The organism is Intestinimonas butyriciproducens (genome assembly GCF_016901775.1).
GTDB lineage: Bacteria > Bacillota > Clostridia > Oscillospirales > Butyricicoccaceae > Pseudobutyricicoccus.
The window spans coordinates 15,482-25,448 of record NZ_JACJKW010000007.1 but is presented as its reverse complement, the minus strand read 5'-3'; the positions used below and the strand labels follow the sequence as shown (position 1 = coordinate 25,448).

The window sequence follows — 9,967 nt, the reverse complement described above, 5'->3', positions numbered from 1 at the left end:
TTTGCCTGGTTCGATACAATCAGCCTGGCTCTGTTGCTCAGTGCGGGAGCACGACTTGCCAGCCCAGGCACTGGGGTCCGGCAGAGCGCAGCAAAAAAGCCGATGGAATTTTCCATCGGCTTTTTCGTTGACCCCCGCCGCAGCGGGGGATCTGGTTCTTTTAGTCCTGGATGTTGAACTTCTTCTTGAAGCGATCAACCCGTCCACCTGTATCTACCAGCTTCTGCTTGCCGGTAAAGAAGGGGTGGCAATTACTGCAAATTTCCACATGGATGTTCTCCTTGGTGGAGCTTGTCTCGATCTCGGCGCCGCAAGCGCACTTGATCGTGGTCCGATTGTACTGGGGATGGATGCCCTCTTTCACTACTTCTCACCTCGCATCAGCTTCATTGCATTATTACAAGCACAAATTATATTACCACAGAGGTGCCTGGAATGCAAGCATTTTTTGTGATTTTGCAGAAAAATTTCTCTGGGGACAATCATACCACAATCCGGAGCTTTTTTCCAGCATTTTTTTGTCACCTCTTGATTTTTCAGCGGCTTTCCCCTATAATTTTAAATGTTTGTAACAAATCACCAGAAGAGATTTGTTATAATTTGATTTGCGCATCGCCTTTTGGCGAAATTGATGAAGTGAGGATGTTTTCAATGGGTAAAGGTGCAAGATCACGAAAAGAGCGGGCCCAGGAGCAGGAGCAAAAGGTTGTCCAGCAGCAGGAGCAGAAGGGCAAACGCCGCCTGCGCAAGGCCCTTTGCGGTCTGGCCGCCATTCTGGTACTGGTGCTTCTGGTGTTCGGCCTGCTGTATGCCACCGGCACTTTGCAGCGTCATATGACCGCCATGACCGTGGGCGACAGCAAGATCTCCGGTCAGGAATACAGCTATTATTACAATATGCTGCGCAGCAATTTCCTCTCCTCCAATGAGAGTTATCTGTCCTCCATGGGTCTGACTGCGTCCACTCTGGACGATGCCAGCTATACCGAGGATATGACTTTTGGGGAATATTTCCGCCAGCAGACCGATGCCACCATCCGGGTGGCCTATGAGCTGTATAACGAAGCCAGCGAAAATGGCTACGAGATCAGCCAGGAAGGTCAGGAAAATTACGACGCCAATGTCCAGGCCGTCAAGGACGCCGCCAAGGAGTCCGAGCTCAGCGAGACCAAGTACCTCCAGACGGTCACCGGTGTGTCCATCACCATGGAGGAATACGAAGAGATCCTGTGGAAGGATGCCCTGGGCCGGGATTATTATGAAAATACCCAGGCCAAGGAGTATACCGCTGAGGATCTGGAAGCTTATTATGCAGAAAACGCCGATCAGTTTGATCTGGCCGATTACCGTGTGTTCCAGGTGTTCTTTGACGCCGAGGACGAGGCTTCCAAGACGGCGGCCAAGGAAAAGGCCGATGCCTTTGCCGCGGCTGTCACCGATGAGCAGTCCTTTATCGATATGGCCAAGGAGCAGGCCGCCGAGGATCAGGTGGAGCAGTACTCCGAGCCCGATGGCACTCTGACCGAAGGCGCCACCCTTTCCACTTCCGGCACCGTCATCGACTGGGTGAAGGATGCTTCCCGCCAGGAAGGCGATGTGGAAGTGCTGGAAATCAGCAGCAATTACAGCGTTGTGTATTTCATCGGCCGTTACCGTGACGAAAGCGAGAGCGTGGATGTGCGGCACATCCTGCTGTCGGTGGAGGAAGGCAGCGACGAGGAAGCAAAGAATGAAGTGAAGGCCCAGGCCGAAGCCCTGCTGGAAGAGTGGAAGGCGGGAGAAGCCACCGAGGACTCCTTCGCTCAGCTGGCCCGGGAGCATTCTTCCGACAGCAACGCATCCCAGGGCGGTCTGTATACCGGCATCAATGAGAACACCAATTTCGTGGATACATTCAAGAACTGGTGCCTGGATGAGAGCCGCAAGGCAGGCGATACCGGCATTGTGGAAACCGAGTACGGCTATCATATCATGTACTTTGTGGGCAGCGGTCCCACCTGGGAATCCAGTGCCGAAGCGGCCCTGACCAATGAGGATTACTACGCCTATCTGGATGAGATGGACGAAAAGTATCCCATGAAGCAAAATGACAAGGTCATCGATATGGTGATCTAAGGCAGCATGGCGGAGAGCCGGTTACCGGCTGGCCATTGCTGTGAAGAATAGGAAACCCCCGGCGCAAATCCTGCGCCGGGGGTTTTGTTTTCGCTTATGATTTGGTGCGGCCGGACTATTTCAGTTCCTGCTCCAGTGCATCAAATTCCGGGGTGGAGAAAAATTCACCCAATGTGATCTCCAAACCATCACATAGCTTTTTGATGGTCACTGTACCGGGGTTGCGGCTTTCACCGTTCAAAATGCTTTTTACCGTGGCTTGGGACACGCCGGAAAGGTTGCTCAACCCATTGGGGGTAATGTGCCGCTGCTGGCATAATTGCCGAATACGGAAAACGATGGCTTCTCTGGTATCCATGTGTCCCTCCTTGGTGATTTCCTGTTCTTTTTTGTATGATATGCCATTTGAGAAAAGAACATTAGTTATATTTCACTAATTGAGGGAAAGAAATAGCATCGCAAAAATGGATGTCTTTTCAGATCAAATAGCTGTTGATTGCCTTTATGCAGCAGAATTGTGTGGAACTTGATTTTAAAGTCCGCGTCTGTTTGAGGTGCAGCAGACCGGCATAGCCGCCCGGGTATGGGGCATTTTTTCTTTACCCCCTTTCCTCTTTGTAAATTTTTCGCTATAATCAACATAGCAGTCCTGCATGGGCGGCGACAACCAAATACCGAAAGGGGAAGAAGACGATGAAGTTCACCAGTTTTCTCAGGCAGAGTGGGGAGGAGCGCACCCGCAAGATCCTGACGGGAGGGGTCTATGGCACCATGCTCTTTTTGGCCGTGCCCTCTTTCCTTATGCTCATTTCCCAGGCATTGGCCACCACCTTCGACAACTGGTTCATCCTGAACTATGCCGATCTCAGTTCCAGCGGCGCCGTCTCTTACAGCATGCAGGCCTTTAATGTGATCTACAACGCCGGCATCGGCCTTTCGGTGGCCGGTACCGCCATCCTGGGCCGCTTCAATGGCCAGGGGGATTGGGAACAAAGCCGCCACTATACCCGGCAGTTTCTGGCCCTGATGTTTTGCCTTTCCGTGGCCCTGGGCGGCCTGACCTTCCTGCTTTCCGGCTTCTATGCAAACATGGCTCTGCCCGATCTGAGACCCGGCGTGCGCCTTGCCATGCGGCTGTATGCCTTTTCCATTCCCTTTGCCTATTTCAACAACGCCTACTATGCTTTGAAAAACGCCGTGGGCAAATCGGAAGTGCCCTTTGCCTTTACCTTCCTGATGGTGTTTACCAAGGTGGTCTGCAATGCCATCTTCGTGGCCGGCATGGGCCTGGGAGTCATGGGCATCGGTTTTGCCACCATCTGTTCCCATCTGGTGGTCTCTCTGGTGCTTTTGTTCGATGTGTTCTTCCGCAAACATGGCATGCACCTGTCTTTCCGCCATTTCCGCTTCGACAAGGACGCCATACGCACCCTTTTGACCGTGGGTATTCCTTCGGTGATCAACAACATGGCCATGTCGGTGGGCTTCTGGCTCATCAATCTGGAAGCCATGAAATTCGGCACCACCTTGCTCAATTCCATCAATTTGGGGAACAATATCTCCAGCCTGATGTATAACCTGACCAGCTGCTTCGGCACCACTGTTACCACCGCCGTCAGCCTGAACCTGGGCGCCGGTCAGAACCAGCGGGCCAAGGCTTCCGCCGTGGCCTCGGTGGTGATGAGCACCATCGGCGGATTTTTGGGTATCGCCATCATCTATCTGTTCGGCGAGCCCATCACCCATCTGTTTACCAATGCAAACCCTGAAGTGCTGGAAGGGGCCCTCACCACCCAGAAAATCGCCGTTTTGGGCGCGCCCACCTTTGGCGTGTGCAGCGTTTACTGCGGCGTGTTCATCGGCTTTGCCCGCACCAAGCTGCCCATTGCCATCAATGTGGCCCGAGTGTGGCTGCTGCGGTATGTGTTTATCCGGGTGGTGGAAAGCCAGCTGTTCCTGGAGACCATCATGGGCGGCCGAATCCATATCAATTACACTGTTATCCCCTGGGCCACGGTGTTCAGCAACACCATGACCGCTATTTTTGCCTATGTGGTGTACAAGACCCTCCGCTGGGAAGGCCAGCACAATTTCATTGTGAAAAAGTCTCATAGCGCCAAAGAAGGAGCGAAAAACTGATTTGAAAGAACTGGAAAACAACAAAGCCGGGATGCCCGGCGAAGGCCGTCCGGAGCGGGCGGCCCTGGTGGGGCTGCGGTGCACCGCCCTCGCCGATTTCGACCATTCTGACGAGGACACCATGGAAGAGCTGTCCCAGCTGTTGGAGACCGCTGGGGGAGAATGCATCTTCAAGGCCATGCAGAACCGGCCCACCCCCGATCCCCGCACCTTTATCGGGGAAGGGAAGGCCCAGGAGATCGCCCAGCTGGTGAAGGCCAATGAGGTGGAGCTTCTGGTGATGGACAATGAGCTGTCCCCCTCCCAGGCCCGGGCTCTGGAAGATATCATGGGCTGCCGTGTCATGGACCGCAGCGGCCTGATTCTGGATATTTTTGCCCAGCGCGCCCAGACCCGGGAAGGCAAGCTGCAGGTGGAGCTGGCCCAGTACCAGTATCTGCTGCCCCGGCTTTCGGGCATGTGGACCCACCTGGTGCGCCAGACCGCCGGCGGCGGACGAAGCCCCATCGGCACCCGCGGCCCTGGTGAAACACAGCTGGAAACCGACCGCCGGCATATCCGCCAGCGCATTGCCCGGCTCCAGCGGGAGATCGAGAACGTGCGGCAGATCCGCACCACCCAGCGCCGTCAGCGGGAAAAGCGGGAAGTGCCTCTGGTGGCCCTGGTGGGATACACCAATGCGGGAAAATCCACCTTGCTCAACGCCCTTACCGGGGCGGAAGTCCATGCCAACGACCGGCTGTTTGACACCCTGGACCCCACTACAAAAAGCCTGCGGTTGGAGGACGGACGGCAGCTTTTGTTTTCCGACACCGTGGGATTCATCCGCAAGCTGCCCCATCATCTGGTGGAGGCCTTCAAGGCCACTCTGGAAGAGCTGGTCTATGCCGACGTGCTCATCCATGTAGTGGACGCTTCCAGCGAGATCTGGGAGGGCCAGGCCCAGGTGGTGGAAAGCCTGATTGCCCAGCTGGGCGCTCAGGAGACGCCGCGGATCCTGGTGTTCAACAAGTGCGACAAGATCGCTCCCGACCTGGAGCCCCGGCAGACAGGAGCGGTGCATATTTCGGCCAAGAAGGGTATTGGCCTGGACCGGCTGCTCAGCCGGATCGGGGAGACTCTGGACAGCGCCCAGCGGCAGGTGGAGTTTATTTTGCCCTATGACCGGGCATCGGTGCTGGATATGCTCTACCGGAAAGCCCAGGTGAAGAAGGCCGATTATGTGCCCGAGGGCATTGCGGTCACCGTGCTCTGTGACGCCGCCGTGCTGGGACAGCTGAAAGAGTGGGTCCCCGACTGGCGGAAGAAAGAAGAATGGGAAGACTAGAGCCAGAGCCTTTGCTGCGGCAAAGGCTCGCAAAAGAAACAGGCCCGGTGGAAACTTTGTTTCCCTGGGCCTGTTTCTTTGCTATTGGCGGCGTGTTATTTCGGCGTAAAGCCGAAATAACCATCATTCCGGTAGGTGACGCCGCCGCTGGCTCTCGGGGAAAAACTAAGTTTTTCCCCGACCCTTTTCCAGCCTCCCGGCGGGGTTGCGTAATGGAAGCAGGTAGACACAACCAGCCCTGGTTCTGTTGCCCGGTGCGGAAGCACAGTATGGGAGCGGCGGCTCGCCGCTTCGCGCCCCAGGCGGGGTTGCGTGATGGAAGCAGGTGGACACAACCAGCCCTGGTTCTGTTGCCCGGTGCGGAAGCACAGTATGGGAGTGGCGACACGCCACTAGAGTTTGATGGATTGGATGCAGGGGATGGAGCTGAGCAGGTTGAGCACCTGGGGAAGGGAGAAGCCGGTGGGGAAGGAGACATACAGCTCCACCAGCAGGAAATCCTGCTCCTGACGGGCAATGGTGTAGCTGATTACCTGGATATGGTTGCTCTCCAGAGCGCGCCACAAGGTCTCCAGCGCGGCCTCATTCCAGATCAGCCGGGCGGTGAGCCGCTGGGCCATAGGGGTTTTCACCAGGCTGGCGCTTTTGGAGGGCAGGGCATACAGCGCGGTCATCAGCAGGGCGGCGAAAATGCCCACCACATACATCCCCGCACCGATGGCCATGCCTACTCCCACCGTGGCCCAGATGGCCACCGCCGTAGGCAGGCCCACCACCGTTTGCTTGTGTACAAAAATCAGGCTTCCCAGAAAACCGATGGCGGTCATCAGTCCGGCAGCTACCCGGGAGGGGTCCAGACCGATGCCTTCCTGGGGCAGCAGATCAAAAAAGCCATATTTGGAAACGATCATCAGCAAAGAAGCAGAAGCGGCGATCATGGCCAAGCTCCAGCCCCCTGCCACCACCGGGCCGCGCTGGCGGCCGAAGCGCAGCAGAAACCCGCAGCCCATGGCCAGCAGGATCCGCAGCAGGTATTCCCCTTGTTCCAGCCAGAATGCCATCATGGACAGCCCTCCTTTTTCACAAAAAAGGTTGTGAAAAATACCTATGCAACTTGGGAGAATTATAGCACAATCTGGTGAAAATAACAAGGAGAGCCAGGGAATTTTTCCCTCAGGCTAGGAAAATGGGCCGGGATGTGGTATGCTGAGAAAAAGAGCAAAGGGAGGAAATACCTGTGAGTTATTTGGACAAGGCAAAGGCGCTGGAGGAATACATGGTCACCATGCGGCGGCATTTTCATCAGCACCCGGAAAAGAGCATGGAGGAACGGGAAACCACCGCTTTCATCATGGCTCGGCTCAATGAGATGGGCATTCCCCATCGGAAGCTGAACCCCTCCGGGGTGGTGGCCGAGATTCCGGGAGGCCGTCCGGGCAAGACGGTGGCCTTGCGGGCCGATATGGATGCGCTGACCATCCAGGAGGAAACCGGCCTGCCCTTTGCCAGTAAGGCGGAAGGACTGATGCACGCCTGCGGCCATGACCTGCACATGGCAGGGCTGCTGGGAGCGGCCAGGCTGTTGTGGCAGGAGCGGCAGAGCCTGGGCGGCAATGTGCGTCTGATCTTCCAGCCGGGCGAAGAAGTGGGCAAAGGCGCCAAGGCCGTCATCGAGCAAGGCGGTATGGAAGGGGTGGACATGGTCTTTGGCATGCACAATATGCCCTCTCTGCCCGCCGGAACAGTGGCCGGGTCCAAAGGACCGGTGTTTTCCGCCGCCGACTATTTCAAGATCACCATCCAGGGCAAGGCGGGCCATGGGGCCACGCCGGAGGATGCCATTGACGCCACTGTGGCCGCCAGTGCTCTGGTGATGAACCTGCAGCCCCTGGTCAGCCGGGAGATCAGCTCCCTGGAAAGCCTGGTGATCACCGTGGGCCAGCTTCACAGCGGCACCCGGTTCAACATCATCTCCGGAGAGGCCGTGCTGGAGGGCACCGTGCGCAGCTTTGATCCCGCTATTCACGACATGGTGCCGGGAGCCATGGAGCGAGTGGTGGAAGGCATCGCCCGGGCCTACCGGGTGGAGGCCAAATTGGAATATGACAAGGTGGCCAAGGCCTGCGTCAATGAGGAAGGATTCACCGATCTTTGCCTCCGGAGCGCCGGGAAGGTGGCCCAGGTGGCCCCTGAAGGCCGTCAGATGATCGCCGAGGACTTTTCCGAGTATATGCAGCTGTGTCCGGGGGCCTTTTTCCTCTATGGCTCCGGCTGTGAGTATCCCCTCCACAGCGATCATTTTGCCGGGGATGAGCAGGCGCTGATTACGGCCTGCGCCATGTATGCCCAGGTGGCCGCAGACGCTCTGAGCCAGATTTAGGAGAAGAGTACAGCTGAAAGGGGACGGTGTCTTTGAAAGAGGAACTGACCATTCTGTGGACCAACGGCGACCCGGTGACGGCGGAATACATGGTTCTGATGTATGCGGTCAATAGTATCAAGAACAGCTGGTGGGAAAAGGTAGAGATCGTCGTCTGGGGCGGCGCAACAAAGCTGGTGCAGGAAAACCGGCATATCCGGGAAAAGCTGCTGGAGGCCATGGGAAAAGGAATCAAAGTCCGCTTCTGCAAAGGATGTGCAGAGGAGCTGGGCGCATGGGAAGAGCTGGAAAGCTGCGGTTTTGAGTGTGTCTATATGGGCGCCCCCTTCACAGAGATCCTCAAAGGGGAAGGCCGGGTCATCACCATCTGACCAAAGGGTAGGATACCCGCAAGCAAACATTCTTGGCCTGGGCACATACAAGCCGCCGGAGCAAAAAAAAAACGGGAGAGGCGGCTGGCCGCCATACCCTTGAAAAAGTGGAAAATCCGCTTTTCCGGCAGACAAAACCATTCCCCGGGAGAAGATCTTCTCCCGGGGAATGGTTTTTTGTTTTTTTGCTAGCGGGCAGAGTGGGGATCGCTGTGGCGGAAAAGGACTCCTATAAAAGATAAGGGTTAAGGCCTGTCTGCCTGATGGCCATAGGTCCACGGTTTAGACAGAGGTTTCAATGGATGCTTTTTTTAGCTCATTTGAGAGAAGGTGTTGTACAAAATACCTAAAAATAAAATTAAAAAATGAAAAAAGGTGTAAAAAGGGGAGGGAATATGTAAAAATTCAATAGATTTCCTCTTTATTATTGGAAATAACTCTTGGACAAAAAAAGAGGAGTGTGGCAAAATGTCCCTTGGTGAAAGCCGGTTTTTGTAAAGAAACCGGTCTTTTACGGAAAAAAAGGGGGAGAGCCCCAAAGGAAGTGCAGCATTGAAAAACAAGATGGAAAACGCTCCGGTCCTTCAGCTGGATGGGGATGCCAAGGGTCTGTCCCGGCTCACCCGAGAACAGCTGGCCGAGCTGGAGGACCGGGAAAAAACACCCCGGGAGAAGTTGTTTGACGGGATTATTCTGGCCTTGCCCATCCTGACAGGGATTTTGGCTCTGATGGAATATCTGCTTTTGCCCAGTATCCATGATAACCCCATGCCCTATCTCTATTCCGGTCTTCTGATCCTTTTTCTGGCGTGCTATACCCTCGCGCTCTTTGTGGGAATCCCTCTGCATCGCCAAGGAAGAAAAAAAGTGCTGCGTTATCTGCGCTATAAGGCTCCCCTTTATTCGGCGCTGCTGGTGGTGGGAACGCTGTTTGATATCGGCGCACTGAAAACAGAGTTTTTCACTTACCCTCTGGTGCCTTCGGTGAACAGCGTCCTTTATGCCCTGGTCACCGACTGGAAAACCCTGGCGATCAGCGCCCTGCACACTCTGCGGCTGATGATGAGCGGTTATGCTTTGGGTGTTATAGTGGGGCTGGCCACCGGCATCACCTGCGGGTATAGCCGTAAAGTGCGCTACTGGATAGATCCTATTATCAAATTCATGGGCCCCATCCCCATCTCGGCCTGGGTGCCTATTATCATGGCCTTTGCGGCCAAATCCCTCTCTTTGGGCAATTTGTTTGTGGTGTTCATCGGCGTTTGGTTCTCGGTGACGGTGGCCAGCATGGCCGGCGTTTCCAATGTGGATCGGTCCTATTTTGACGCCGCCAAAATTTTGGGGGCCAGCCAGCGGCAGCTGATCTTCCGGGTGGCCATTCCCCACGCCATGCCCAACATCATGGCAGGCATGACCCAGGGCATGAGCACCGCCTGCACCGCCATTATGGTGGCCGAAATGCTGGGTGTCAAGGCCGGTCTGGGCTGGTATATGACCTGGCAGAAGGCATGGAGCCTGTATAACAATATGTTTGCATCCCTTATCGTGATCTTCCTGATCTTCACCGTGGTCACCAAGATCCTCAACGCCTTTAAAAAGCGCGTGCTGCGCTGGCAGATTGGAGTGACGCAGTAA

9 protein-coding genes are annotated in these 9,967 nt (G+C 55.6%); 6 read left to right on the top strand and 3 right to left on the bottom strand.

Translation table 11 applies throughout. The features are described from left to right. Positions 1-160: 160 nt before the first annotated feature. The gene (gene rpmE / locus H6A25_RS04930; RefSeq protein WP_118426644.1) at positions 161-364 is read right to left on the bottom strand and encodes a 50S ribosomal protein L31; all 204 of its coding nucleotides are present in this window, start codon (positions 362-364) and stop codon (positions 161-163) included. A 287-nt stretch (positions 365-651) separates the two neighbouring features. Here rpmE and H6A25_RS04925 point away from each other — a divergent pair, with 287 nt between their 5' ends. Continuing rightward, complete coding sequence (locus tag H6A25_RS04925; RefSeq protein ID WP_204750880.1) at positions 652-2,115, top strand: peptidylprolyl isomerase; 1,464 nt, start codon at positions 652-654, stop codon at positions 2,113-2,115. A 115-nt stretch (positions 2,116-2,230) separates the two neighbouring features. On the opposite strand, the gene H6A25_RS04920 is transcribed toward H6A25_RS04925, so the two are convergent. Beyond that, positions 2,231-2,473 carry a helix-turn-helix domain-containing protein gene (locus H6A25_RS04920; RefSeq protein WP_118426642.1) on the bottom strand — a complete coding sequence of 81 codons (243 nt, stop codon included), beginning with the start codon at positions 2,471-2,473 and terminating at the stop codon, positions 2,231-2,233. A 335-nt stretch (positions 2,474-2,808) separates the two neighbouring features. On the opposite strand from H6A25_RS04920, the gene H6A25_RS04915 reads away from it, so the two are divergent. Further along, complete coding sequence (locus tag H6A25_RS04915; RefSeq protein WP_204750879.1) at positions 2,809-4,254, top strand: MATE family efflux transporter; 1,446 nt, start codon at positions 2,809-2,811, stop codon at positions 4,252-4,254. Between the two features lies 1 nt (position 4,255). Beyond that, a complete protein-coding gene (hflX, locus tag H6A25_RS04910; protein ID WP_243423244.1) occupies positions 4,256-5,581 on the top strand; it encodes a GTPase HflX in 1,326 nt (441 codons plus the stop codon). Positions 5,582-5,973: 392 nt separating this feature from the next. Here the strand turns inward: hflX and H6A25_RS04905 are convergent, their stop codons facing one another. Continuing rightward, entirely contained in the window at positions 5,974-6,645 is a 672-nt protein-coding gene (locus tag H6A25_RS04905) for an MgtC/SapB family protein (RefSeq protein ID WP_204750878.1), read from the bottom strand. 173 nt (positions 6,646-6,818) lie between these two features. On the opposite strand from H6A25_RS04905, the gene H6A25_RS04900 reads away from it, so the two are divergent. From H6A25_RS04900 to H6A25_RS04890, 3 genes are all read left to right on the top strand, one after another. Further along, positions 6,819-7,961 carry an amidohydrolase gene (locus tag H6A25_RS04900; protein WP_204750877.1) on the top strand — a complete coding sequence of 381 codons (1,143 nt, stop codon included), beginning with the start codon at positions 6,819-6,821 and terminating at the stop codon, positions 7,959-7,961. Between the two features lie 32 nt (positions 7,962-7,993). Further along, complete coding sequence (locus H6A25_RS04895; RefSeq protein WP_204750876.1) at positions 7,994-8,332, top strand: DsrE family protein; 339 nt, start codon at positions 7,994-7,996, stop codon at positions 8,330-8,332. Between the two features lie 552 nt (positions 8,333-8,884). Next, positions 8,885-9,967 carry an ABC transporter permease gene (locus H6A25_RS04890; protein WP_243423243.1) on the top strand — a complete coding sequence of 361 codons (1,083 nt, stop codon included), beginning with the start codon at positions 8,885-8,887 and terminating at the stop codon, positions 9,965-9,967.